The 24,603-nt window shown below is 68.3% G+C and carries 14 protein-coding genes; 3 read left to right on the forward strand and 11 right to left on the reverse strand.

The window, feature by feature from the left end:
• Positions 1 to 64: 64 nt before the first annotated feature.
• Together KGA65_RS19950 and KGA65_RS19955 are read right to left on the reverse strand one after the other, a co-directional pair.
• A complete protein-coding gene (locus tag KGA65_RS19950) occupies positions 65 to 2,236 on the reverse strand; it encodes a hypothetical protein (RefSeq protein ID WP_225864877.1) in 2,172 nt (723 codons plus the stop codon).
• A gap of 112 nt (positions 2,237 to 2,348) precedes the next feature.
• A complete protein-coding gene (locus KGA65_RS19955) occupies positions 2,349 to 3,113 on the reverse strand; it encodes a winged helix-turn-helix domain-containing protein (protein ID WP_225864878.1) in 765 nt (254 codons plus the stop codon).
• A gap of 232 nt (positions 3,114 to 3,345) precedes the next feature.
• Here KGA65_RS19955 and uvrA point away from each other — a divergent pair, with 232 nt between their 5' ends.
• Both uvrA and KGA65_RS19965 read left to right on the forward strand, forming a co-directional pair.
• On the forward strand, positions 3,346 to 9,018 hold the full coding sequence (gene uvrA / locus KGA65_RS19960; protein WP_225864879.1) for an excinuclease ABC subunit UvrA: 5,673 nt from the start codon (positions 3,346 to 3,348) through the stop codon (positions 9,016 to 9,018).
• 125 nt (positions 9,019 to 9,143) lie between these two features.
• The gene (locus KGA65_RS19965; protein WP_225864880.1) at positions 9,144 to 10,274 is read left to right on the forward strand and encodes an HD-GYP domain-containing protein; all 1,131 of its coding nucleotides are present in this window, start codon (positions 9,144 to 9,146) and stop codon (positions 10,272 to 10,274) included.
• Positions 10,275 to 10,335: 61 nt separating this feature from the next.
• Here the strand turns inward: KGA65_RS19965 and KGA65_RS21130 are convergent, their stop codons facing one another.
• The 7 genes from KGA65_RS21130 to KGA65_RS20005 all read right to left on the reverse strand — a co-directional run bounded on the left by KGA65_RS21130 (position 10,336) and on the right by KGA65_RS20005 (position 19,722).
• Complete coding sequence (locus tag KGA65_RS21130; protein WP_310740995.1) at positions 10,336 to 12,930, reverse strand: M36 family metallopeptidase; 2,595 nt, start codon at positions 12,928 to 12,930, stop codon at positions 10,336 to 10,338.
• A gap of 157 nt (positions 12,931 to 13,087) precedes the next feature.
• On the reverse strand, positions 13,088 to 13,696 hold the full coding sequence (msrQ, locus tag KGA65_RS19980; RefSeq protein ID WP_225864881.1) for a protein-methionine-sulfoxide reductase heme-binding subunit MsrQ: 609 nt from the start codon (positions 13,694 to 13,696) through the stop codon (positions 13,088 to 13,090).
• A complete protein-coding gene (gene msrP, locus KGA65_RS19985; protein WP_225864882.1) occupies positions 13,696 to 14,685 on the reverse strand; it encodes a protein-methionine-sulfoxide reductase catalytic subunit MsrP in 990 nt (329 codons plus the stop codon). Before msrP ends, msrQ begins: the two co-directional genes overlap by 1 nt.
• Before the next feature lie 101 nt (positions 14,686 to 14,786).
• Complete coding sequence (locus KGA65_RS19990) at positions 14,787 to 15,473, reverse strand: dienelactone hydrolase family protein (RefSeq protein WP_225865012.1); 687 nt, start codon at positions 15,471 to 15,473, stop codon at positions 14,787 to 14,789.
• Between the two features lie 36 nt (positions 15,474 to 15,509).
• Positions 15,510 to 16,862 (reverse strand): c-type cytochrome biogenesis protein CcsB, encoded by a 1,353-nt coding sequence (ccsB, locus tag KGA65_RS19995; protein ID WP_225864883.1) that lies wholly within the window; start codon positions 16,860 to 16,862, stop codon positions 15,510 to 15,512.
• The gene (locus KGA65_RS20000; protein WP_225864884.1) at positions 16,859 to 18,985 is read right to left on the reverse strand and encodes a cytochrome c biogenesis protein ResB; all 2,127 of its coding nucleotides are present in this window, start codon (positions 18,983 to 18,985) and stop codon (positions 16,859 to 16,861) included. The genes ccsB and KGA65_RS20000 overlap by 4 nt, the downstream gene beginning before the upstream one ends.
• 110 nt (positions 18,986 to 19,095) lie before the next feature.
• Positions 19,096 to 19,722 carry a c-type cytochrome gene (locus KGA65_RS20005; RefSeq protein ID WP_225864885.1) on the reverse strand — a complete coding sequence of 209 codons (627 nt, stop codon included), beginning with the start codon at positions 19,720 to 19,722 and terminating at the stop codon, positions 19,096 to 19,098.
• An 88-nt stretch (positions 19,723 to 19,810) separates the two neighbouring features.
• On the opposite strand from KGA65_RS20005, the gene yihA reads away from it, so the two are divergent.
• Complete coding sequence (gene yihA / locus KGA65_RS20010; RefSeq protein ID WP_225864886.1) at positions 19,811 to 20,548, forward strand: ribosome biogenesis GTP-binding protein YihA/YsxC; 738 nt, start codon at positions 19,811 to 19,813, stop codon at positions 20,546 to 20,548.
• 3 nt (positions 20,549 to 20,551) lie between these two features.
• Here yihA and KGA65_RS20015 read toward each other — a convergent pair whose 3' ends face one another.
• Positions 20,552 to 22,825, reverse strand: coding sequence for a patatin-like phospholipase family protein (locus tag KGA65_RS20015; protein ID WP_225864887.1), 2,274 nt, complete (start codon positions 22,823 to 22,825; stop codon positions 20,552 to 20,554).
• 104 nt (positions 22,826 to 22,929) lie between these two features.
• A complete protein-coding gene (gene groL, locus KGA65_RS20020; protein ID WP_225864888.1) occupies positions 22,930 to 24,573 on the reverse strand; it encodes a chaperonin GroEL in 1,644 nt (547 codons plus the stop codon).
• Positions 24,574 to 24,603: the final 30 nt, after the last annotated feature.

Consider the following 24,603-nt stretch of genomic DNA (forward strand, 5'->3'; position numbering starts at 1 on the left):
TCGGCCCAGGATGAAAAAAGACGGGCCTGTGGGCCCGTCTCTCTTTATGTCCCGCGTGTCCGGATCAAGGGGTGCGCACCGTGATGCGCAGGGTCACCTTGGCCGTGGCATCCGAGGCCGAGGTGATGGTGTAGACCGCGGTCTGGTCGCTGCCGGTGCCGTTGGTCAGGGCCACCGTGTAGGCGGTGCTGGTCTTGGTGACCGAGGCCTCCGTCAGGCCATTGAGCACGCTGCTGACCGCGATGTTCGTGTTGTTGTCGCTGGCCAGGGCCACCAAGTCACCCGAGGACACCAGGATCGTCACGTCGTCCCCGGCGGCGAAGGGGCTGGCCGCCAGGGCCAAGCCATTGACGCGCACATCGACCGAGAGGTCCTTGGGCACGATGTCGAACTTCAGTGTCAGGCCGCCGGTGGTGGCACCCTGGGGCGTCACGTTCAGCACGGCCTCGGTGGCGCTGCCACTGACCAGCATCGCGTTCCAACTGTGGTTGGTGCTGTTCACATAGCGGGCCAGACCATCGCCGAAGTCGGCCGCGACGTTGATCGGCAACGTGGGCGAACCGACGGCCACCCGGTAGCCGGTCGGGATGCTGTAGGTCTTGACGTCACCGGCGGTGGCGGTGTCCGTCTGTACCACGGTGCTGCCATCGCTGGTGAGGATCTGCAGGTTCACCGTCAGCGGGATCTGGTCGAGCACGACGTTGATCGTCACGGCCTGAGTACTGTCTGCAGCTGACTTGGCGGTGAGCGTCAGTACCGTCGGGGCGCTGCTGCTCAGCGTGGCCGACCAGGTGTTGGCGGTCTTGGTGTAGGCGCTCTTGCTGGCGGTACCCAGCGACTCGTCGACCTGGAAGGAGACGTTGCTGTTCAAGGTTAGCGATTGGCCGGAGTTCATGTTCACCGTGGTGGCCTGACCGGCGAGCAGCGGGGCAGGGGTGACGGCAACCCCGTTGACCGCCACGCCCACCTGCAGCGGGGAGGCCGCCACGTGGACGAGGATGGTGACGACCCGGGTGCTGTCCCCTTGGGCCGTGGCGGTCAGTGTGACCGTGGTGGCCGTGCCCGCACTCAGGTTGGCCTGCCATTCGGTGCTGGACTTGCTGAAGCCGCTGGCATTGGCCGCGCCCAGCGACGAGGCGAAGTTGACCTTGATGCTGCTGTCCAGCGTCACCTGCTGGCCCGAGGCAATGCTGAGCTCATGGGTTTGGCCCGCGGTCACCGCGGTGTCGGTCTCCAAGGTGCCGTCGACCGAGACGGTCACGGCCAGCGGCTTGGGATCGATCTGCACATGGATGGTGGCCATCAACGTGGGGTCGGTGTTGGACTTCACCGCCAAGGTGGCCTCGGTGGCACTGGCGCTGGTCAGCGTGGCCGACCAGTCGGTGGCCGTCTTGGTGTAGGTCGTTTTGCTGGCCGCTTGCAGGCTCTCGTCCACCACCATGGCCACGGCGCTGTGCAGGGCCACCTGCTGGCCGGAGCTGATGGTGAGGGTGTAGCTCTCGCCCGCCAGCACGGGGGCGGCGTTCTGGGTCACGCCATCGACCATCACGCTGACCTGCAGCGGCGTGGCGGTGATCTGCACATGCACGGTGGCACTGCGGCTGCTGTCGCCATCCACCGTCGCGGTGAAGGTGACTTCGGTGTTCACGGCGCTGGTCAGCGTGCCCTGCCAGCCGGTCTTGGAGACGACCCGGTTGGCCACCCGGGCGTCACCGAAATCGCCGCTCAGGTTCAGGGCCACACTGGATTGCAGGGCCACCGTCTGGCCAGACTGGATGCTGACCGTGTAGTCGTCGCCATTGCCCACGGCGGTGGCGGTGCGGGTCACGCCATCGACCAGCACGTTGATGGCCAGTGGCGTGGGCGTGACGTGCAGCACCACCGTGGCCTTCTGGTCGGGGTAGTCGCGCGAGGTGATCTGCAGCGTGACGTCGTCCTCGACCGCGCTGCTGACCAGACCGACCCAGCTGGTGGACGTCTTGGTCAAGGAGTTCAGCGTGGCCTGTCCGGGCGACTCGACGACCGCCACGCTGATGTTGCTGTCCAGCGTGACCGTCTGGCCGGACTGGATCTGCAGGGTGGTGGTGCCACTGGCCGAGTCGGCGCTGGCAGCGCTGCCGTCCACCGACAGGTTCAGTTGCAGGGTGGGGTCCTCGGCCCGTCCGCCGCCACAGCCGACCAGCATGCCCAACATCCACAGGGCCGCCAGGCCACCTCGCAACAGACGCAACACCATGGGTCTTCCCGCACTCTCTTCCAGGGAACCTGCCGGCCGAAGGCGGCCGCAGTCGTTCCGGGGCGGATGGCCCCGGCGGCAGTGTAGGAGGAGACCTTCCGCGAGGGAGTCCCTATGTCGTTGGATGGCCGGTGTGGTGATCGTCGCCGGCCAGGGCCTGGAACAGGTAGCCCACCCCGCGCACGGTGTGGATCAGGCGGGGGGCGCGGGGATCGTCGTCGAGCTTGTGGCGCAGGCGGGACACCAGCAGGTCGATGCTGCGGTCGAGCTGCTGCACGCCCTGACCCCGGGCCAGGTCCATCAGCTGCTGGCGGTTCAGGGTGCTGCGCGGGTGTTCCAGGAACGCGCGTAGCAGTGCGCACTCGGCTTCCGAGAGGTGGACCTGCAGACCCGTGGGCGCCTGCAGGGTGCGCGTGTCGGGGTCCAGCTGCCAGTCACCGACACGCAGCGCCGTGGCAGACGTGGGCGTGGACGGCCGGGAGCGGCGCAGCAGGGCCTGGACCCGGGCCCGCAGCTCCCCGGGGTGGAAGGGCTTGTCCAGCACCGCATCGGCCCCCAGTTCCAGGGCGACGGCCCGGTCGGCCGCGTGGCTGGCCTGCAGCAGCACCAGCACCGGCAGCGAGCCGCCGGTGGCCCGCAGCTCCCGCAGCTGCTGCCACGGGTCCGGGCCACGGCGCAGCCGCGTCTCCGGGGACAGCACCAGCAGATCGAAGCCACGCCGGGCCGCCAGGGACACCAGGCCCATGTCGTCGGAGGGCTCGACCTGGTGGCCGCGCAGGCGCAGGCTCTGGGTCGCAGCCTCCAGGCTGTCGGCGTCGTGGTCCACCACCAGGATGCGGGCGGGGAGCCGGGGCTCGGGGGCAATGTGGGACTTCATGGCGCAGTTCGGGTTTTCCTGAAGTGCAAGCCTAAGCGCTGCCCCCCGGGGCTGCCGAGAGAGTTGGGGCCACGTACAGGCCTCATTTACCCGGCGTTTACATTGCGACACGTGCGGGGTCTCATCCGGGCGGCGAGGCAAAGGAAATGGCCTGTGGACGCCCCTGGGGATGTGGCCCGTGTCAACATAGGCGGTTGATCCCCGCCCTTGGCACCACCTCTACGTCTCCGTCATGTCCTCCGGCCTGATTCACATCCGCGGCGCCCGCCAGCACAACCTCAAGAACCTGGACCTGGACATCCGCACCGGCGAGATGACGGTGGTCACCGGCCCCAGCGGCTCGGGCAAGTCCAGCCTGGTGTTCGACACCCTCTACGCCGAGGGCCAGCGCCGCTACGTCGAGACCTTCTCGGCCTACGCCCGCCAGTTCCTGGACCGCATGGACCGGCCGGCGGTGGACAAGGTCGAGGGCGTGCCCCCGGCCATTGCGATCGACCAGACCAACCCGGTGCGCACCAGCCGCTCCACGGTGGGCACGATGACCGAGCTGAACGACCACCTGAAGCTGCTGTTCGCCCGGGCCGCCCAGCTGTTCGACCGCCAGACCGCGCTGCCGGTGCGGCACGACAACCCGGAGACCATCTACCAGGAGCTGCAGGCCCGCGCCGCGGCAGCGGGGGATCCGAGGTTGGTGTTCACTTTTCCCGTCGAGCTGCCGGCCAATACGACGGCCGAGCAGCTGGAACAGTGGCTGGCCGCCAGTGGCTTCAGCCGGGTGCAGGCCGAACGGGTCGCGGGCGACCACAAGCTGCTTGACGTGGTGGCCGACCGGCTGCGCCTGGGCAACGCCGAGCGCGTCCGGGTGATGGAGGCCATTGAGCTGTGCCTCAAGCGCGGCCAGGGCCTGATCACCGTCTATGCCCTGCACGAGGAGGGTGAGCCCGCACTCTGGAAATTCAGCACCGGCCTGCACTGCCCGGACAGCGACCTGCGCTACAGCGAGCCCCAGCCGGCCCTGTTCAGCTTCAACTCCGCCTACGGCGCCTGTGAGACCTGCCGCGGCTTTGGCCGGGTGATCGGGGTCGATTTCGGTCTGGTCATCCCGGACGAGAAGAAGACCCTGCGCAACGGCGCGATCAAGCCGATGCAGACCCCGGCCTGGAAGGAATGCCAGGACGATCTGGTGAAGTACGCGGGGGATGCCGGCATCCCCCGCGACACGGCCTGGAACCAGCTGACCCCGGCGCAACGCGACTGGGTGCTGGAAGGCTCGCCCAACTGGGCCGGCAACTGGCACAAGCAGTGGTACGGGGTGCGCCGCTTCTTCGAGTACCTGGAGAGCAAGTCCTACAAGATGCACATCCGGGTGCTCTTGTCCAAGTACCGCAGCTACACCCCCTGCACCGTCTGCGGCGGGGCGCGGCTGAAGCTGGAGGCCCTGCTCTGGCGCGTGGGCTCCAAGGCGGATGCCGACGCCGTGCTGCCGCCGGAAAAGCGCTTTCTGCCCCAGGGTGTGGGCTGGCGCCGCGATCAGTTGGAGGCGCTGCCGGGTCTGTCCCTGCACGACCTGATGCTGCTGCCGCTGGAACGGCTGCGCCGCTTCTTCGACCGGCTGACCCTGCCCGATGCGCTGCGCGACGAGGCCTTCAAGCTGCTGCTCGAAGAGGTGCAGCACCGCCTGAAGTACCTGTGCGACGTGGGCCTGGGCTACCTGACGCTGGACCGTCAGAGCCGCACCCTGTCGGGCGGCGAGGTGCAGCGCATCAACCTGACCACCGCGCTGGGCACCTCGCTGGTCAACACCCTGTTCGTGCTGGACGAGCCCTCCATCGGCCTGCACCCGCGCGACATGAACCGCATCGTCCAGGCCATGCATCGCCTGCGCGACGCCGGCAACACCCTGGTGGTGGTGGAGCACGACCCGGCGGTGATGCTGGCGGCAGACCGCCTGATCGACATGGGCCCCGGCCCGGGCGAGAAGGGCGGGCAGATCGTCTTCGACGGCGCGCCCGAGCAGGCCCGTGAGGCCGACACCCTGACCGGCGCCTACCTGGGCGCGCGCAAGTCGGTGGGCATGGGCATTCGCCGCTTCGTCGAACCCGGCACGCCGCGCCTCATCCTGGAAGGCGCGCGGCAGAACAACCTGAAGAACCTCTCGGTCGAGTTCCCGTTGCAGCGGCTCACCGTGGTCACCGGCGTGTCCGGCTCGGGCAAGAGCACCCTGGTGCAGGACGTGCTGGTGCCGGCGCTCAACCGCCACTTCGGCCACGCCACCGAGACCCCGGGCCTGCACGACCGCCTGCTGGGCGCCGACCTGCTGGCCGACGTGGCCTTCGTGGACCAGTCGCCCATCGGCAAGACAGCGCGCTCCAACCCCGCCAGCTATGTCGGCGCCTTCGACGAGATCCGCAAGCTCTTCGCGGTGGCCCCGCTGGCGCAGGAGCGCAAGTACACCGCCGGCATGTTCAGCTTCAACGCCGGCGACGGGCGCTGCCCGACCTGCGGCGGCTCGGGCTTCGAGCATGTGGAGATGCAGTTCCTCTCCGACGTCTACCTGCGCTGCCCGGACTGCGACGGCACGCGCTACCGCGCCGAGATCCTGGACGTGAAGATCGAGCGCCTGGGCCGTTCGCTGTCCATCGCCGACACGCTGGAGCTGACCGTCAGCGAGGCGGTGCAGTGCTTTGCTGGCGACCGTGAGGTGGTGGCCAAGCTGCAGCCCATCGTCGACGTGGGCCTGGACTATGTGCGCCTGGGCCAGCCGGTGCCCACGCTCTCGGGTGGCGAGGCCCAGCGCCTGAAGCTGGCCGGCTTCCTGGCCGAGGCGGCGGGCCGGCCACGCCAGCCGGTGGCCAAGAAGGGCACGCTGTTCGTCTTCGACGAGCCGACCACCGGCCTGCACTTCGATGACATCGCCAAGCTGATGCGCGCGCTGCGCAAGCTGCTGGACGCCGGCCATTCGCTGCTGGTGATCGAGCACAACCTGGACGTGATCCGCGCGGCCGACTGGCTGATCGACCTGGGCCCCGAGGGCGGCGAGGCCGGCGGCGAGGTGGTGGCCGTGGGCACGCCGGAGGACCTGCGTGCGCATCCCTCCTCCCACACCGGCGCCGCGCTGCGCGAGTACGACGGCGCCCTGCATGCCGGGGAGAAGACCGCGGCCGACAGTGGCAGCTACCTGGGCCGCGTGGTGCGCGAGCAGCGGGCCGAGGACGAGGCCATCCGCATCATCAACGCCCGTGAGCACAACCTGAAGTCGCTCAGCGTGGACATCCCGCGGGGCAAGTTCAGTGTCATCACCGGCGTGTCCGGCTCGGGCAAGAGCACGCTGGCCTTCGACATCCTGTTCAACGAGGGCCAGCGGCGCTACCTGGAGTCGCTCAACGCCTATGCCCGCTCCATCGTGCAGCCGGCCGGCCGGCCCGAGGTGGACGCGGTCTGGGGCATCCCGCCCACGGTCGCCATCGAGCAGCGCCTCTCGCGCGGCGGACGCAAGTCCACCGTGGCCACCACCACCGAGGTCTGGCACTTCCTGCGCCTCTTATGGGTCAAGCTGGGCCTGCAGCACTGCGTGCACGACGGCGCGCCGGTGATGCCGCAATCGGCCGAGAGCATTGCGGCCCAGCTGCTGCGCGACCACAAGGGCCAGCACATCGGCCTGCTGGCGCCGCTGGTGGTCCACCGCAAGGGCGTCTACACCGACCTGGCCAAGTGGGCCAAGGCGCGCGGCCACACCCACCTGCGGGTCGATGGCGAGTTCCTGCCGGTGGACCCCTGGCCGCGGCTGGACCGCTTCAAGGAGCACACGCTGGAGCTGCCGGTGGGCGACCTGGTGGTGAGCCCGGAGAACGAGGCCGCGCTGCGCCGCCTGCTGGCGCAGGCCCTGGACGTGGGCAAGGGCGTGCTGCACCTGCTGGCGCCGCTGGATGGCCTGGCCGAGGCGCTGGAACAGGGCGAGCCCACGCTGGGCGTCGGCACGGTGAAGGTCTTCTCGACCAAGCGGGCCTGCCCGGTCTGCGGCACCAGCTATCCCGAGCTGGACCCGCGCATGTTCAGCTACAACAGCAAGCATGGCTGGTGCACCAGCTGCGTGGGCACCGGCCTGGCGCTCACCCGCGAGCAGCGCAAGGCCTTCGATGACAGCGTGCGCGACGAGGACAACCGCGGCCGCGAGCAGAGCTTTCCCAGCGAGGAGCCCGAGGTCGAAGGCCTGGCCGGCGAGGCCTGCCCGGACTGCCATGGCGCGCGCCTGAACCCGATGTCGCGGGCGGTCAGCTTCCAGGGCGAGGGCATCCACGAGGTGGCCCAGTGGTCGGTCCACCAGACCCGGGCCTGGATCGAGGGGCTGACGGCCGGTGGGCAGCTGAGCACCCGTGAGCTGGGCATCGCCCGCGACGTGATCACCGAGATCCAGGGCCGGCTGGCCTTCCTGGAAGAGGTGGGCCTGGGCTACCTGACGCTGGACCGGGCCGCGCCCACGCTGTCGGGCGGCGAGGCCCAGCGCATCCGCCTGGCCGCGCAGCTGGGCAGCAGCCTGCAGGGCGTCTGCTATGTGCTGGACGAGCCGACCATCGGCCTGCACCCGCGCGACAACGGCATCCTGCTCAACGCGCTGCACCAGCTGGGCCAGAACGGCAACACCCTGGTGGTGGTGGAGCACGACGAGGACACCATCCGCCGGGCCGACCACATCATCGACATCGGCCCCGGTGCCGGCAAGCGCGGCGGCCGGCTGATCGCCCAGGGCACGGCGGCCGAGTTGGCGCTGCAGCCTGATTCGGTGACCGGCCGCTGCCTGGCCCATCCGCTGCTGCATCCGCTGCAGGCCCGGCGCGAGGTCACCCGCGCCACGCCGGCCCTGGAGCTGCGCGGCGCCTGCCTGCACAACTTGCAGCAGGTGGATGTGGACGTGCCGCTGGGCCGGCTGGTGGCGGTCACCGGCGTGTCCGGCTCCGGCAAGTCCACGCTGGCGCGCGACGTGCTGCTGGCCAATGTGGCCGCGCTGGTGGCCGCCAAGGGCCGCAAGAACGACGAGGCTGCGGCCCAGTCCGTCATCCTGCAGGGCTGCCAGCGCCTGAGCGGCTGGGGCGGCGTGGACCGGGTGCTGGAGGTCGACCAGACCCCCATCGGCAAGACGCCGCGCTCCTGCCCGGCCACCTACATCGGCTTCTGGGACGCGATCCGCAAGCTCTTCACCGAGACGCTGGAGGCCAAGGCCCGGGGCTACACCGCGGCGCGCTTCTCCTTCAACACCGGCCAGGGCCGCTGCCCGGCCTGCGAGGGCCAGGGCCTGCGCACCATCGAGATGAGCTTCCTGCCCGATGTGAAGGTACCTTGCGACGTCTGCCACGGCCAGCGCTTCAACCCCGAGACGCTGGCGGTGACCTGGCGCGGCAAGAACATCGGCGACGTGCTGAAGATGGAGGTGGACGAGGCGGTGGCGTTCTTCGCCAGCATGCCGTCCATCGCCCACCCGCTGCAGCTGCTCAAGGACGTGGGCCTGGGCTACCTGACCCTGGGCCAGCCCAGCCCGACGCTCTCGGGCGGCGAGGCCCAGCGCATCAAGCTGGTGACCGAGCTGACCAAGGTGCGCGACGAGGTGGGCCGACGCGGCCAGAAGGCGCCCCACACGCTGTATGTACTGGACGAGCCGACCGTGGGCCTGCACATGGCCGACGTGGAAAAGCTCATCCACGTGCTGCACCGCCTGGTCAAGGGGGGCCACAGCGTGGTGGTGATCGAGCACGACCTGGACGTGATCGCCGAGGCCGACTGGGTCATCGACCTGGGACCGGATGGCGGCTCCGCAGGGGGGCGCATCGTCTGCGCCGGTACGCCGGAGACTCTGGTCGAGACCGGCACCGCCACTGGCGTGGCACTGCAGCCGGTGCTGGCGCGGGCCTGAGACGGCCCCGCCACCCCGCCCTGACCTTGAGGTAGATTCAGCCTCAAGCTGGCCGAGCCGGCGCCGATGTCATGGAAAACCCGTCGTCCTGACGTCCGGGCCTTGAGCGATCTCCAATTCCCTTCATGCGCGTCTGCTCACTCTCATCCGTCCAGAACTGCATCGAGCTCGGGCAGCCGCTGCCGTTCAGCGTGCGCGACGCCAGCCAGCAACTGTTGCTGGCCCGGGGCCAGGTCATTGCCGACACGCAACAGTTGGAGGACCTGTTCCACCGCGGGGCCATGGTCGAAGTCGAGGAACTGGCCGGCGTGCTGCAGCCGGTGCGTCGCAGCGCCCGCGCACGGCGCCCGGACCAGCTGCCTGCCGCCTGGGACCACTGCAGCCACGACATGCGCCAGGTGCTCAGTGCGGCGCCGGATCAGCTGGCGGGGGCGGTGGACCGGGTCACGGACCAGTTGCTGGCGCTGATCCAGGAGTCGCCCGAGGTGGCGCTGGCGCAGATCGTGCGTCAACCCGGCGGCGGAGGCCACTACGGGATCAACCATTCCATCCATGCCGCCACCGCCTGCCAGGCCGCGGCGCACTTCCTGGGCTGGAACTCGGATGACCAGCGGCGGGCCTTCCAGGCGGCGCTGACGATGAACATTGCGATGGCCGACCTGCAGGCCCGGCTGGCGACCCAGGTCTCGCCGCTGACGGCCCGGCAGCGGGAGGCCATCCACGACCATCCTGTGCGCGGGGTGCAGATGCTGTCCGAGGCGGGCATCACCGATGCCGCCTGGCTGGACGCGGTGCGCCTGCACCACGAACTGCCGGACGGCTCCGGCTACCCGGCGGGCACCTCGGAAAGCAGCGAGCTGGCCGAGATGCTGCGCTTTGCCGATGTCTACACCGCGCTGCTGAGCGACCGGGCCGACCGGCCGGCCATCAGTGCCCGCCAGGCCGGGCGCGAGCTGCACCAGATGGCCGCCACCAGTCCGCTGGCCGGTGCGCTGATCAAATCCTTCGGTATCTTCCCGCCGGGCAGCGTGGTGCGTCTGGCCAGCGGGGAGATGGGCATCGTGGTGCGCAATGGCGAGAAGGCCTACCACCCGCGGGTGGCCATTCTGACCACTGCCACTGGCGAGCCCCGGCGGGCGCCGCTGGTGCGTGACACCTCCCGCGACAGCCATGCCGTGGCCTCACTGCTGTCGGCCCATGCCCTGCCCATGCACGTCAGCGAGCAGACGATCGCGGGGCTGATCGCGGGGGGCTGATCCCCGGCCGCGGCCAGAAAAAAGCCCGCCGGAGGGCGGGCTTTCCGGGGGGGGGCCGGGCTCAGGGCGTCGGCGTGGCCACCACGTAGCTTTCGGTCACCCCGATGTTGTCGGTGCTGGCCCGGTCCGGGCCGACCGCGCCGAGGCCCATGCCGCGCTTGGCAAAGGCCGTGGCCCAGACCATGAAGTCGGCGTCGTCGGTGGCATCGGCCACGGCCAGGATGGCGTCGCGGGCTTCCAGCATGGTCGGGGCGTTGGGCGTCATCTTCAGGCCGGCGATGATGTAGTCCTGCACCTTGCTGCGGGCCTGCTTGAAGCTGTAGCGGCCGTCCTGCAGGAAGCCGGCATAGGCCTCCCACAGCACGTTGGCCCAGATCTCGCCGGTGTTGTGCACCTCGGCGTTGGTGGAGCCGTCCTGGCCGAAGGCGATCGGCGCGGTGGTGGGCAGGGCCACGTTGTTCTGGATGTGCTGGAAGGTCAGCGGGTTCTTCGCGAAGTCGGTCGAGTACGGCGTGCGGCGGATGCCGAAGTAGTAGTCGCCCAGCACGTAGCTGCCCACCGCATAAGCGCCGTTCCAGTTGGTGTTGGTCTTGACCTGCACATCGTCGGCGCGGACCTGCAGCAGCATCGTGTTGAAGTCGCTCCAGCCTTCGCCCATGCCCCGGCCCTGGTTGTTGGACAGGCCGCTGCCGTTGCCCACCAGCCGGTTGCTGACGTAGTGGAAGAACTCGTGCGCGATGATGCCTTCGTCCAGGGTGCCATCCAGGTCCATGGCCGGGTCACGCTGCATGTGCACGGTCACTGGCGTGGCCGAGGCCTTCAGCTTGGCGCCATCGTCCATGGACACCATCATCGCCGGGATGGTGATGGTGGCATCGGTGCCGCCCATGCTGATCGGCGAGCCGGCCGCATTGTTGACGACCAGCACGGCGGCCGCCCCGGCGTTCTGGGCATTCTTGGCCTTGGTGACGAAGTCACAGGCACCGCGGTCGATCAGGGCGATCTTGCCGGCCAGCGCGCCGCCATTGGTCACGGCCGTGCAGGCATCGGTGGTGGGGGCCGTGCCGTCGTCAACGAGCTGCAGCGTGCCGGTCAGGTCGAAGCTCGTTGCACCGAAGGCGGCGGTGGAGAAGGTCATCTTGCCGGCCAGCGAGGCCGGGTCCAGCACCCGGAACTCGCCCTTGATCAGGCCGTCGAACAGGTACATCTGCATGCGCGGCGAACCGCCGTCGGCCGGCGTGGACATGTTGGCGTTGTTGCGGCCCGAGTAGTCCTGGCCTTCGGCCAGGATGGGGTCGCCTTCGACACCGCCACGCCCGTAGTTGCTGGTCTGGGCATTGCCGGCGGCCTCGTTGAAGCCGTGGTCGTACCAGAAGTCGTGCAGCCAGTTGTTCATGTAGAACAGGTTGACCACGGCGGCGTTCTTGGCAGTGGTGGTGCTCGGATCGGTGTCACCCTGCAGCGGGTAGTCGAAGGCGTTGGCAGCGGTGGCGGCGGCCATCACATCACCCCGGCGGGCGGAGTAGCCGTTGGGCGCAGCCAGGTCCAGGTAGGCCGTGACGTTGTTGCCCGAGGTCGTGTTGGCGCCATTGGCCAGCCACGGGTCCTGGGTGGAGATCTTGCTGCTGGCCGACTGGGTGATCAGGCGCGAGGCCACGTCCTTGCGCGGCATCGACTTGGTCGGGTCGAACTTCTTGAACGGCGCCATGCCGTTGCCCAGCGGCGAGTCATAAGGCACACCGTACTGGTCCGCCAGCATGCGGTAGGTGTAGGGCGAGGTGACCTCGTAGGCCCGCAGGTCCTTGCGGAACAGCACGCTGCCGTCCTGCGCCGAAACAACGTAGCCGAAGTCGGTCTGGCGGGCGCCGTCGCGGGTGGCGGCCGACAGTTCGATGTAATAGGCCGGGATGATCTGGCTGCCCAGCGCGTAGTAGACCGGCTTCACGCGCGGGTCGCTTTCCAGGCGCAAGTCGCCCTGGGCCGCGGGGCGCTTCCAGCTGCGGTAGGCCCCCTGGGCCGCTCCGGCGGTGAAGTCCGTGCCGACCCGGCCACCCAGGTTGGCGAAGGCCTTGGCGATGGCCTGGGGTTCGCTCAGCGAGAACTTGGTGGCCGTCAGGCTGCTGCTGTCGGTGTGGGTTGCGAAGTAGCCCGAGATGGCCACCAGACGGCTCTGGCGATCCATCAGCACGCTCATGTCGCGCCCGAAGACCTCGACGCCGCCGACGCGCTGGCGAAAGCGCTGGATCACGGGGCCGGTGCCGCCGTCCTGCTGGTCGAACAGCTGGGCCTCATCGATGGCACGCTGGGTCAGGCCCAGGGCCTGGGCATGGCGCGCCAGGAAGTGGCGGGCGGTGGCTTCGCGCAGGGCCTGACCCTTCAGGTTGCTGCGCAGCGTGGAGACGTTCTGGCCCTTCTTGGCCCACAGGAAGGTGACGCCCAGGCGCGCGTCGTACTGGCTGCGGAAGCCAAAGCGGGAGACCTGGGCATCGGCGGTCTGGCGCAGCGTGGGGGCCGCGACCTGACGCGCCTGCAGCGCGGCATCGTAGTCGCGCAGCTCGCCAGACTTGAACTGGGCGGACAGGGGGGAGGCCGCAGGCGCGGCCAGGCTACCGGTGGCCCACAGCGCAGCGAGGGTACCCAGGGCAAAGTGACGCATGGTTTGGAACTTCCAGCATGGGAGCGCCGCGCGACATCCGGTGGGACATTCGCTTCGGCCACACCGTTTTCGCGCCCTGGTGGGGGCCCGAAAACGAACGATGAGCGCGCATTCTCATCGTTGCGCTTTGTTTCCAGGGCGTGAATGCGATGTCGTCTTAGGGGGGCTGAATCCCTGTGCGCCAGCGCTGCCAACGCCAGCCCAGCAACCCGGTGATGACCAGCCCATAGACCGCGACCTCGGCCAGATCGTTCTTGCCGGCCTTGACCCAGAAGAAGTGCAACAGCGCGGCCAGCGCGATGCCGTAGACCGCCTTGTGAAGGTCCTGCCAGCGCCGCCCTCCCATGGCGCGGATGGCGGCATTGAAGGAAGTGGCCGCCAGCGGCAACATGGCCAGCCAAGCGGCGGTGCCTACCAGGATGAACGGGCGCTTGCCCACGTCATGGACCAGGGCGTTCCAGTCCAGCCCCTGGTCCAGCCAGGCATAGGCCAGCCAGTGCAGCGTGCCGTACAGGAAGGTGGCCACGCCCAGGTTGCGCCGCCAGCGCAGCAGGGCGTGCCAGCCGGTCCAGGTGCGCAGCGGGGTGACCAGCAGCGTCAGGCACAGCCCGCGCAGGGTCCAGTCGCCCAGCCCGCGGATCAGGGCCTCGGCGGGGTTGGGGCCCAGCGTGTCGTGCCAGCCCTGCCAGAGCAGGCCGGCAGCCGGCCACGCCAGCAACACCCACAGCAGCGGCTTGGCCGCTGGATGCAACAGCCAGCGGTTCATCAGTAGTACTTCTTCAGGTCCATGCCTGCGTAGAGCGAGCCCACTTGGGCTTCATAGCCGTTGAACATCAGCGTCGGCCGCTTGCGGGCGAACAGCCCATCCTCGCCGATGCGCCGCTCGCTGGCCTGGCTCCAGCGCGGGTGGTCCACCTGCGGGTTGACGTTGGAATAGAAGCCGTATTCGCTGGGTGCCGCCTGGGTCCAGCTGCTCACCGGCTGCTGCTCGACCAGACGGATCTTCACCAGACTCTTGGCGCTCTTGAACCCGTATTTCCAAGGCACGACCAGACGCACCGGCGCGCCATTCTGCTTGGGCAGCACCTCGCCATACAGGCCGAAGGCCAGCAGGGTGAGCGGGTGCATCGCCTCGTCCAGGCGCAGGCCTTCGTGGTAGGGCCAGTCCAGCACGCCGCGGCGCAGGCCGGGCATCTGGGCCGGGTTGGCCAGGGTGACGAACTCCACGTACTTCGCATTGCCGGTCGGCTCCACCTGGCGCAGCAGCTGCGCGAGCGAATAGCCGACCCAGGGGATGACCATGGACCAGCCCTCAACGCAGCGCAGGCGGTAGATGCGGTCTTCCAGCGGCGCCAGTTTCAGCAGATCGTCGATGCCGAAGCTGCGCGGCTTGTGCACCGCGCCTTCGATGCTGACCGTCCAGGGGCGGGTCTGGAGCGAGCCGGCCAGGCGGTTCGGATCCCCCTTGTCGGTGCCGAACTCGTAGAAGTTGTTGTAGCGGGTGATGTCCTCGTAGGCGGTCGGCCGGTCCATCACGATGGCGCCGGCCACGCCGGAACGGGTGGCGGCCAGCCGGGGCAGCTTGCCGGGGGGGCTGGCGGGCTGGGCCAGGGCCTCACGGGCCGTCCAGCCTGCCAGGCCGGTGCCGGCCAGGGCCGCGGCCTGCAGCCACTGGCGCCGGCTCTGCCACGCCTCGCGGGGGGTGATCTCGGAGGAGATCGGGTGTTGGTAGCCGCGGTCTTTCAGGGGATGCATGGTGAGTCCTCGAGGAGGGGCGGCGCAGTGCCGCCGGGCAGGGTGTCTCCATGAGTCGCGCCTGCCGCGCTCACCTTACGACCGGGTCTTGCCCGGCAAGTTCAGCCCAACTGCTGCTTCAGGAAGGCCAGCGTGCGTTCCAGGGCCAGCGCGGCGGCTTGGGCGTCGTAGCGGTTGGTCGGCACCCGGTGCGGGTCCACCTGCGTCTCGTTGGCGAAGGCGTGCATCGCCTCGTAGGTGTGGATGGTGACCGGCACGCCGGCGGCCTTCAGCTGGGCCTCCAGGGCCGGCACCTGCGTGATGGAGAAGAAGGCGTCCTGGGTCGCGAAATGGCCCATCACCGCAGCGCGGATCTTCGTGGCGTCGATGTATTCCAGCGGCGGGAAGCCGTACCAAGTCACCGCGGCGGCGATCTCGGGCGAGAAGCAGGTCGACAGCAGGGTCAGCGCACCGCCCATGCAGTAGCCGGTCACGCCCACCTTGGGGCAGCCGCGGGCCTGCAGCTGCAGCACCGCGCCGCGGATGTCCTGGCTGGCGGCATCGGCGAAATCCAGGCCATTCATCAGGTGCTCGGCTTCCTTGGCCTCGACCGTCACCTGGCCGCGGTAGAGGTCGGGCACCAGCACCCGGTAGCCGGCCTCGGCGTAGGTCTCGGCCACACCCTTGATCTGGTCGTTCAGACCCCACCATTCCTGGATCACCACCAGGCCGGGTGCGCCCTGGGCTTGGGCCGGCTCCACCATCCAGCCCTGGGCGGTCTGGCCGTCGGGGCGCTTGAATTCGATCATCTGGCTCATCGCGCGATCTCCGGGTTCAGGACAGGGTCACAGGGTGCCGTAGGAATGCAGGCCCGACAGGAACATGTTGACGCCCAGGAAGGCAAAGGTCGTCACCACCAGACCGCTGAGCGCCCACCAGGCCGAGGCCACGCCGCGCAGCCCCTTCATCATGCGCATGTGCAGCCAGGCTGCGTAGTTCAGCCAGACGATCAGGGCCCAGGTTTCCTTCGGGTCCCAGCTCCAGTAGCCGCCCCAGGCCTCGGCGGCCCAGAAGGCGCCCAGCACGGTGGCGATGGTGAAGAAGGCGAACCCGACCGCGATCGCGCGGTACATCACGTCGTCCATCACCGTCAGGTCCGGCGTGCGGGCGTTGATGGGCTTGCGCAGCGCCACCATCAGCGCGAAGAACAGCGCGGTGCCGCCGATCAGGCGGACCGCCTTCCAGGCGGCCTCGACCGGAGCGTCAGGCGCGCTGGCCAGGGCCGCATAGGCCGCGATGGCCACGGCCAGCACCCCGGGCACCGCCACCAGGCCGATCCACAGCGAGCGGGAGGCCGACTCCTTCAGCAGGCAGGCCAGGCCCACCATCGCAGCCAGTGCGAAGGTGCCGTAGCCGATGAAGTTGGCCGGCACGTGCAGTTTCATCCACCAGCTTTGCAGCGCGGGCACCAGCGGCTGGATCTCCTGCGCGTCGCGCACCAGCGTGTACCAGAGCAGGAAGCCGACCGCGGCACTGACCACCAGCATCACGAAGGCACCCAGCGAGCGCACCTTGTAATGGGCCTCGTAGTACAGGTAGAACAGCGTGGTCAGCCAGCAGAACAGGACGAACACCTCGTAGAGGTTGCTGACCGGGATGTGGCCGATGTCCGGGCCGATCTGGTGGCTCTCGAACCAGCGCACCATGGTGCCGGTCAGGGCCATGAACACCGCGGCCCAGGCCAGGCCGGAACCCACCTTCAGGCCCAGTGCGTTCTCGCCGCCCTTGCGGTCCAGGAAGCCGATCCAGTAGAAGAGGGTGCTCATGTAGAAGAGCACGCTCATCCACATGATGGCGCTCTGGCTGGCCAGGAAGTACTTGAGCAGGAAGACCTTGTCGCCAGCGGCCAGATCGGCGCCGAAGTTGTCCAGATGCTGGTTGTAGAGCGAGATGGCCAGCAGGCTCGCGGCCCCCACCCCCAGGGCCAGCGTGCGCAGCGGCCCCCAGAACCAGCCCAGCCCGATCAGCACCGGCACGGCACCCAGCAAGATGCCGTGCTCGTAGTCGTTCATCGACGCGTCGTAGCGGTGGAAGGCATAGCCGGCACCCAGCACGATGCACAGGGCATAGAGCCAGTCATAGGCGCTGCGCTGGCTGAACCAGCCGGGCTTGCCGAGAGGGAGCGTGGTGGTGGTCATGGCGTGGGTTCTCCAGAGGAGGGGGGCGGGCCGAACAGGTCCTGCCGCAGGGCGTTGAAGTCGGCGTCGATGTCCAGTGTGCGGCGCGGGGTCGACATGGCCATCAGCCCATGGGTGCGGCCTTCGCCCGACGGGCTCAGCCAGATCCACAGCCGACGCTCGCGGATGTAGAGCATGGCAAACACGCCCAGGATCAGCAACACGGCGCCCAGGTAGACCAGCTTCTTGCCCGGGGCGCGGGCGACCTGGAACACGCTGGCCTGCACCTGGTTGAAGCCAGTGAGCTGCATCATCAGCGGGGCCGGGTAGAAATAGCTGTCCGACAGGGCCATCACGGCCTGCGTCATGAAGGTCTGTGTGTGGGCGTCGGCGGCCAGCGGGGCCAGACCGTCGGCCTGGCGCACCATTTGTTCCAGCTCGAACAGCGAACCGTTGAGGATGCGCAGCAGCACGTCGGCCACGCGCTGGCGGTCGGCTTCGGGCACGGTGGTTTCGATGAACTGGCTCAGCGCGGCCAGCCCGCCGGGGACGGCGTCAGTCTTGGCGGCGCGCTCGGCGCCGGAGAACAGCGCCAGGGCCCGTTCACCGGTGATGCGCAGCTGGTCGCGCATCTCGGGCCGATCGGCCGGGGTGGCGCTTTCGGCATAGCGGCGGGCGGCCTGGCTTCGCAGCGCCGGGTCATTGAGCGCGCTGCGCAGGTGCAGCCAGCCGTTCAGGCTGTTCTGGTCGTCCACCGGAATGCGCAGATAGCGGAAGTTCTGGTCCGAGGCCTCGCGCACGCCCATCACGAAGACGCGCTGGCCATCGATCTCCAGCGGCAGCATGTAGTTCTGGAATTCGCGCGCCTGTCCGCTGGCATCGCGCAGCTTGTAGGTGAACGACGGGCCGACGTTGTGCAGCTGCTTCTTCTTGTCCGGGTTGATGCCGGCGCCCAGGTGTTTCTCCAGCGCACCGCCCAGGTCCACCTTGCGCACATCGGTGCCGCCGGCCGGGTTGGCGCCGCCCAGGTTCTCGACGTTGATCACGCGCAGCCCGGTCAGCTCCAGCGTGTACTTGTCCTGGCCGCCGGTCAGCGGGATGCTGTCGCCGATGCGGCCCTTGAGGACCAGCGGCGGGCCCTTGCCAGCCAGCGGTTGGGCCGAGAGCTCCAGCAGCGAGCCGCCGTCGTCGAAGCTGCTCTGGTAGATCGCCACGCCGCGGTGGAACACCGGCTCGTTGACCTTGACCATCGCCTCGGTGCTGGCCCCGGTGTCGTGGTCGTGCAGCACGATCTTGCTGGCGAACAGCTTGGGCATGCCGGTGTCGTAGTACTCGACGATGAACTTCTTGAGTTCCACGTCGAAGTCCAGGTCCTGCAGCACGATCCCGTCGGGCATGCTCAGCACGGCGGCGTTGGCCCGTCCCCCCTCGGGCACCAGCAGGTTGCCGCGGAAGGTGGGGTTGCCGGGCGGCAGACGGTGCTCCGGCGAGACATCCTTGATGAAGCCGCCCCCTTCGAAGGTGCTCTTGCCGGTGAGCCACATCTGGGCCCGCACGATCAGGTCACCGTCGAACAGGCCACCCAGGCAGATCAGCACCACGGCCGAGTGGGCGGCCAGGTAACCCACCTTGTTGAGCCGGCCCTGGCGGGCCGCGACCATGGTGCCGTCCTCGCGCACCTGGGCGCGGGCCTGCCAGCCCCGGCGCTGCAGCAACTGCGAGACCTGCTGCAGCGCGGCCTCCCCGTTGCCGGGCAGATCACCTTCCGCCTTGTGGTGGAAGGCCTTCAGCGACTGTGCCCGCACATGCTCCTTGAAGCTGCGCAGGTCGTTCAGGATCTTGGGCGTGTTGCGGGCGATGCACAGGCTGGTGGAGAGCACCAGAAAGCCCAGGATCAGCAGGAACCAGGGGGCGCTGTAGACATTGAACAGGTGGAAGCGGCTGAACACCTCGGCCCAGAAGGGCCCGAACTGGTTGATGTAGTTGTTCAGCGGCTCGTTCTGCTTCACCACCGTGCCGATCACGGAGGCGATGCAGATCACGCACAGCAGCGTGATCGCGAAGCGCATCGAGGACAGCAACTCCAGGCTGTCGCGCCAGGCGCGGCGGTGCAGGGAAACAGGGGTGCCGGTGGAGGCGGTCATGCGGCGATTATCCGGGGTCAAGGCCGGACGAAACAAAGGCCGGTCAGGGACCGGCCTTTCAGGAGGGATAAGAATGCCTTCAGCCGGATATGGCAGAGGCGTTCAGGAGGTCAGCGCAGGCCGGCGACGTAGTCTGCCACGGCCTTGATCTCCGCGTCGCTCATGCGGGCGGCGATGTCCAGCATCTGCTGGCTGTTGGCGCGGGCACCGCTGCGGAAGGTGGTCAGCTGGAGCTCGACGTACTCGGCGTGCTGGCCACTCAGGCGGGGATATTGCACCGGCAGGCCGGCGCCGCTCGGGCCGTGGCAGCCGGCACAGGCGGGCACCTTCTTCTCGGCAATGCCACCGCGGTAGATCTTTTCACCCAAGGCCACGGTGTCCTTGTTCTTGGCCGCGCCCAGCACCGGCTTCTTGCTGGCATAGAAGGCGGCGACGTTCTTCATGTCGGCCTCGGTCAGCGGCGCGGCCATGCCGTTCATGATGGGGTTGGCGCGCTTGCTGGCCTTGAACTCGGTCAGCTGCTTGACCAGGTACTCGGCATGCTGCCCCTGCAGAATGGGGTAGGTGGGCAGACCGCGCGTGCCGTCGCTGGTGTGGCAGGCGCCGCAGGTCGCGGCGATCGCTTGGCCGCGGGCCAGATCCGGCTTGGACGGAGCGGCGGCCTCAGCGGCAAGCGCGGGCACCGACATCAGGGCTGCGAGCACGAGGGAGCTGGCGAACGCGACAGGAGACTTCATTCGGAGGGCCTCGGGATTTGTGGATGTTCTGGGTGTAGGTTTGCTGTACGGAAGACAGCAATCAAACCAGGGGATTTTACAATGCGCTATGCGTGAAACCTCCAGCCAAAAGCGCGCGGATCTGTCCGAGCTCAAACACCCTGCATTGGCATGGGCCCACAGTGCTCGTTTCCTGACCACCGCCAGCCAGCTGAACCAGCTGCCGCCGGGGGATCTGGGCGAGATTGCTTTCGTGGGCCGCAGCAATGCCGGCAAATCCACTGCCATCAATGCGCTGGCCCAGCGGCGCCAGTTGGCCTTCGCCTCCAAGACACCGGGGCGCACGCAGCATATCAACCTGTTTGCGTTGGGGCCACGTGAGGCGCCGGATGCCTATCTGGCCGACCTGCCCGGGTACGGCTATGCCACCGTGTCCCGCACGGAGAAGGTGCGCTGGCAGCAGGTGATGGCCGATTACCTGGAGGTGCGGCGCAACCTGAATGGTGTGGTCTTGCTGGTGGACAGCCGCCTGGGCCTGACCCCTCTGGACGAGCGGCTGCTCGACTTCGTGGCGCCGCGGATCAACACCGGCGAGGTCAAGCTGCTGGTGGTGCTGACCAAGGCCGACAAGCTCAACCGTCGCGAGCAGCAGGCTGCGCTGAGCCTGGTACAGACCCAGCTGGGAGAGCGGGTCACCGAGCAGGCCGATGTGGGCATGCTGCTGTTCTCCGCCACCAAACAGCAGGGGCTGACCGACCTGGCCGAAACCATCCACGGCTGGGTGCATGAGGCCCCGAACGCCAGCGTGTCGGCCGACGAGGGCGACACCCCACCCGCCGCCGACTGACGCTCAGGGCCGTCCGATCACCAGCGCCAGGCCGGCGGTGCCACGGGGTGCCCAGGTCAGGCCCAGGTACATCGGGCCCAGCCCGGTGTCGGCGCCCAGGTAGATGCTGCCGCCGTAGCGCAGGCCATTCAAGCGCATGTCGTGGTAGTTCAGCCAGGCGTCGCCGGCCTCCATGCTGGCGCCGACGAAGAAGCCACGTGCGAACACCGGGGTCTCGGCCAGGCGCATGTACCAGTTCAGACGGCCGAACACCATCGCGTTGCCCGAGACCTGCCCCGGCTGGTAGCCCGACAGCTGCTGGAAGCCGCCGAGTGCATAGCGGCCGACGCTGGACGGTGAATGGGTGTTGGCCACCTTGACCTCGCCATGCAGCGTGAGGGTCTGGCGGCCCCAGCTGGCGGCGCCTGTGGCCTGGCTGTCCAGCCAGGCCAGGGTGCTGCTGTCTTGCTGGTGGCGTGTGCCGAGCAGGGCTTCCGATTCGACGCGGTAGCCCCGCTGGGGGAAGTTGGCGTAGTCCAGCTGGTCCACCACCAGGCGGGTGCGCAGGCCGATCTCCTGCCAGGTCTCGGCAGTGTTGGCGACCGTCTGGTCGCTGCCGGCCAGCAGCGGCACGCTGCGGGCCGCCTGGAACACGGCGCCCATGCGCAGCTCGCCCAGGTTGGCCCAGGGCTGGCCCAGATCCAGGCCGACACGGAACTGTGAGCGGCGCAGTTCGCCGATCTTGTCGCCGCCATTGCGCTCATAGACCGACAGGGTGCGCCGTTCGCCGTCGGTCCAGCCCGAGACGAACCAATCGTTGGACAGACCCAGATGCCACTGCAGCGGGTGGTACAGCTCGGTGAACAGGCGCGGTACCTCGCCGATCTGGACCAGGCTGCGCCATTCGGTTCCGTTGGGCGTGAGCCAATGGCGGTTCAGGGCCAGCTTGACGTTGAAAGCACTGTTGCCGCTGAAGTCGGTCGACAGGTCCAGGCCGGCATTCAGGTAGGTCGGTCCCCAGGGCTTGTCCTCCAGCGTGAAGAGCAGGCCGTCGCCCTCGGCGCTCTGCACCAGGTGGTAGTCGGTCTGCACGTAGTCGCCGCTGGCCGCCAGGTAGCGGGTGTCACGCTCGGCCTTGGCCGGGTCGAAGGGCTCGCCGGCGTGGCTTTCCAGCTGGGGCATCAGGCGGCCGGGGTTGGTCACGGTGGTGCCGCTGAAGGCCACCGAGTTCAGCCGGGTCGGCGGCAGCGACGGGGCCTGGGTGGCGAGTTGCCACTGGGCGTAGCGTTCCGGTGTGGTGGCCAGCGTGGCCAGCCGCTCGCCAATTGCACGGGCACTTTGTTCGCCAATGGCGATCAATTCGGGCACCTTGTCGAAGTCCCCCGATGTGAGCTTGCCGAGCTGGGGCTGGATCAGGATGTCCTGTGGGGCGAGCGAGTCCAGGCTGTGGCGCACGTTCTGCTCGGTCAGGATGTTGATCATCTGCGCCGTCAGACCGATGACCGAGTTGAGGGTCTCGCGCCCGGCCAGCGGGGTGCCGATGTTGACGACGATGACGATGTCGGCGCCCATGGCCCGCGCCACGTCCACCGGCACGTTGTTGACCAGCCCGCCGTCGCCCAGCACGCGCCCACCCACCTCCGTGGCGGGGAACACGCCGGGCACGCTCATGCTGGAGCGCAGGGCGGTGGCAAGGTCGCCGTGGTCGAGGATGACCGGCTGACCGGTTTCCATGTCGGTCGCGACGGCGCGGAACGGGATCGGCAGGTGGTCGAAGTCGGTGATCGACAGGGCGGGCAGCGTGAAGCGGCGCAGCAAGGCATCCAGGCCCCGGCTGGAGACGGCCCCCTGGGGCGCACGAAATTCGCCATCCCGCCAGCCCAGCTCAATGGCGGTGCTGAGCTCGAAATCCTGTTCCTTGCGCCGCTGGGACAGCTCCTCGCGGTTGACCCGGGACGAGAACACCTTGTCCCAATGGATGGCACGCAACTCCGCCTCGATCTGGTCGGCCTTCATGCCACTGGCGTAGAGGCCGCCGATGATCGCGCCCATCGAGGTGCCGGCGATCACGTCGATCGGGATGTGCTGCTGCTCCAGCACCTTGAGCACGCCCACATGGCTGATGCCACGCGCGCCCCCGCCCGAGAGGACCAGGCCGATCCGGGGGCGGTGGGGGCTGTCGGCCGCCGGTGCGGCCACGGTGGGCGTTTCTGTGGCAGGGGGTGGGGCGACCGTCTGACCCAGAACCACCGAATGAAGCAGGCCCAGCAGCAGGGCGACAGGCAGAAGGCGCGGCATGATGGCGCGCATTGTGGCCGAGCGCCGTCGACCGGCCATGAAAAAGGCCACCCGAAGGTGGCCTCTTGTTGGCTTGCGGGAGCAGTGTGCTCAGGCAGGACAGCTTACATGTCCATGCCCATGCCGCCCATGCCACCCATGCCGCCGCCTGGCATCGCGGGGGCTTCTTCCTTCGGGGCTTCGGCGACCATGCATTCGGTGGTCAGCATCAGCGAGGCGACGGAAGCGGCGTTTTGCAGCGCGGTACGGGTCACCTTGGTCGGGTCCAGGATGCCCATCTCGATCATGTCGCCGTAGGTGTCGTTGGCCGCGTTGAAGCCGTAGTTGCCCTTGCCGGCCAGCACGGCGTTGATCACCACGCTCGGCTCGCCACCGGCGTTGGCCACGATCTCGCGCAGCGGGGCTTCGATGGCCTTCAGGACCAGCTTCACGCCGGCGTCCTGGTCGGCGTTGTCGCCCTTGATCTCACCAGCGGCCTGACGGGCACGCAGCAGGGCCACGCCACCACCGGCCACGATGCCTTCTTCCACGGCAGCGCGGGTGGCATGCAGCGCGTCTTCCACGCGGGCCTTCTTTTCCTTCATCTCGACTTCGGTCGCGGCGCCGACCTTGATCACGGCCACACCGCCGGCCAGCTTGGCCACGCGCTCTTGCAGCTTTTCACGGTCGTAGTCGGAGGTCGCTTCCTCGATCTGGATGCGGATCTGCTTGACGCGGGCTTCGATGTCGGCAGCGGCACCGTTGCCATCGATGATGGTGGTGTTTTCCTTGCCCACTTCGACGCGCTTGGCTTGGCCCAGGTCGGCCAGGGTCACCTTCTCCAGCGACAGGCCCACTTCCTCGGCGATCACCTTGCCACCGGTCAGGATGGCGATGTCTTCCAGCATGGCCTTGCGACGGTCGCCAAAGCCCGGGGCCTTGACGGCCACGACCTTCAGGATGCCGCGGATGGTGTTGACCACCAGGGTCGCCAGGGCTTCGCCTTCGACGTCTTCGGCGATGATCAGCAGCGGACGGCCGGCTTTGGCCACGGCTTCCAGTGTGGGCAGCAGGTCACGGATGTTGCTGACCTTCTTGTCGTACAGCAGGACAAACGGGTTGTCCAGCAGCGCGACTTGCTTTTCCGGGTTGTTGATGAAGTAGGGCGACAGGTAGCCGCGGTCGAACTGCATGCCTTCGACGACATCCAGCTCGTTGTTCAGGCTCTTGCCGTCTTCGACGGTGATCACGCCTTCCTTGCCGACCTTGTCCATCGCTTCGGCGATGATGCCGCCGACGTCGGCGTCAGAGTTGGCCGAGATCGTGCCGACCTGGGCGATTTCCTTGGAGGTCGTGGTGGCCTTGGAAGCCTTCTTCAGCTCGATGGTCAGGGCGGCCACGGCCTTGTCGATGCCGCGCTTCAGGTCCATCGGGTTCATGCCGGCGGCCACGTACTTCATGCCTTCGCGCACGACGGCCTGGGCCAGCACGGTGGCGGTGGTGGTGCCGTCACCGGCGTTGTCAGAGGTCTTGGAAGCAACTTCCTTGACCATCTGGGCGCCCATGTTCATGAGCTTGTCCTTGAGCTCGATCTCCTTGGCGACCGAGACACCGTCCTTGGTGACGGTGGGGGCGCCGAACGAGCGTTCCAGCACCACGTTGCGGCCCTTGGGGCCCAGGGTGACCTTGACCGCGTTGGCCAGGATGTTCACGCCTTCGACCATGCGGGCACGTGCGTCCGCGCCGAAGACAACGTCTTTTGCTGCCATTTGAGAAATCTCCGAATTCAGTACAGGATG

This window comes from Ideonella benzenivorans (assembly GCF_020387415.1).
Taxonomy (GTDB): domain Bacteria; phylum Pseudomonadota; class Gammaproteobacteria; order Burkholderiales; family Burkholderiaceae_C; genus Ideonella; species Ideonella benzenivorans.

Bases quoted from the DNA above. Each gene is read 5' to 3' on its own strand.
- groL (WP_225864888.1), bottom strand. From the start codon at position 24,573: ATGGCAGCAAAAGACGTTGTCTTCGGCGCGGACGCACGTGCCCGCATG.
- uvrA (WP_225864879.1), top strand. From the start codon at position 3,346: ATGTCCTCCGGCCTGATTCACATCCGCGGCGCCCGCCAGCACAACCTC.
- KGA65_RS21130 (WP_310740995.1), bottom strand. From the start codon at position 12,930: ATGCGTCACTTTGCCCTGGGTACCCTCGCTGCGCTGTGGGCCACCGGT.
- KGA65_RS20005 (WP_225864885.1), bottom strand. From the start codon at position 19,722: ATGAAGTCTCCTGTCGCGTTCGCCAGCTCCCTCGTGCTCGCAGCCCTG.
- ccsB (WP_225864883.1), bottom strand. From the start codon at position 16,862: ATGACCACCACCACGCTCCCTCTCGGCAAGCCCGGCTGGTTCAGCCAG.
- KGA65_RS20015 (WP_225864887.1), bottom strand. From the start codon at position 22,825: ATGCCGCGCCTTCTGCCTGTCGCCCTGCTGCTGGGCCTGCTTCATTCG.
- KGA65_RS19990 (WP_225865012.1), bottom strand. From the start codon at position 15,473: ATGATCGAATTCAAGCGCCCCGACGGCCAGACCGCCCAGGGCTGGATG.
- msrP (WP_225864882.1), bottom strand. From the start codon at position 14,685: ATGCATCCCCTGAAAGACCGCGGCTACCAACACCCGATCTCCTCCGAG.
- KGA65_RS19965 (WP_225864880.1), top strand. From the start codon at position 9,144: ATGCGCGTCTGCTCACTCTCATCCGTCCAGAACTGCATCGAGCTCGGG.
- KGA65_RS19950 (WP_225864877.1), bottom strand. From the start codon at position 2,236: ATGGTGTTGCGTCTGTTGCGAGGTGGCCTGGCGGCCCTGTGGATGTTG.
- KGA65_RS19955 (WP_225864878.1), bottom strand. From the start codon at position 3,113: ATGAAGTCCCACATTGCCCCCGAGCCCCGGCTCCCCGCCCGCATCCTG.
- KGA65_RS20000 (WP_225864884.1), bottom strand. From the start codon at position 18,985: ATGACCGCCTCCACCGGCACCCCTGTTTCCCTGCACCGCCGCGCCTGG.
- msrQ (WP_225864881.1), bottom strand. From the start codon at position 13,696: ATGAACCGCTGGCTGTTGCATCCAGCGGCCAAGCCGCTGCTGTGGGTG.
- yihA (WP_225864886.1), top strand. From the start codon at position 19,811: ATGCGTGAAACCTCCAGCCAAAAGCGCGCGGATCTGTCCGAGCTCAAA.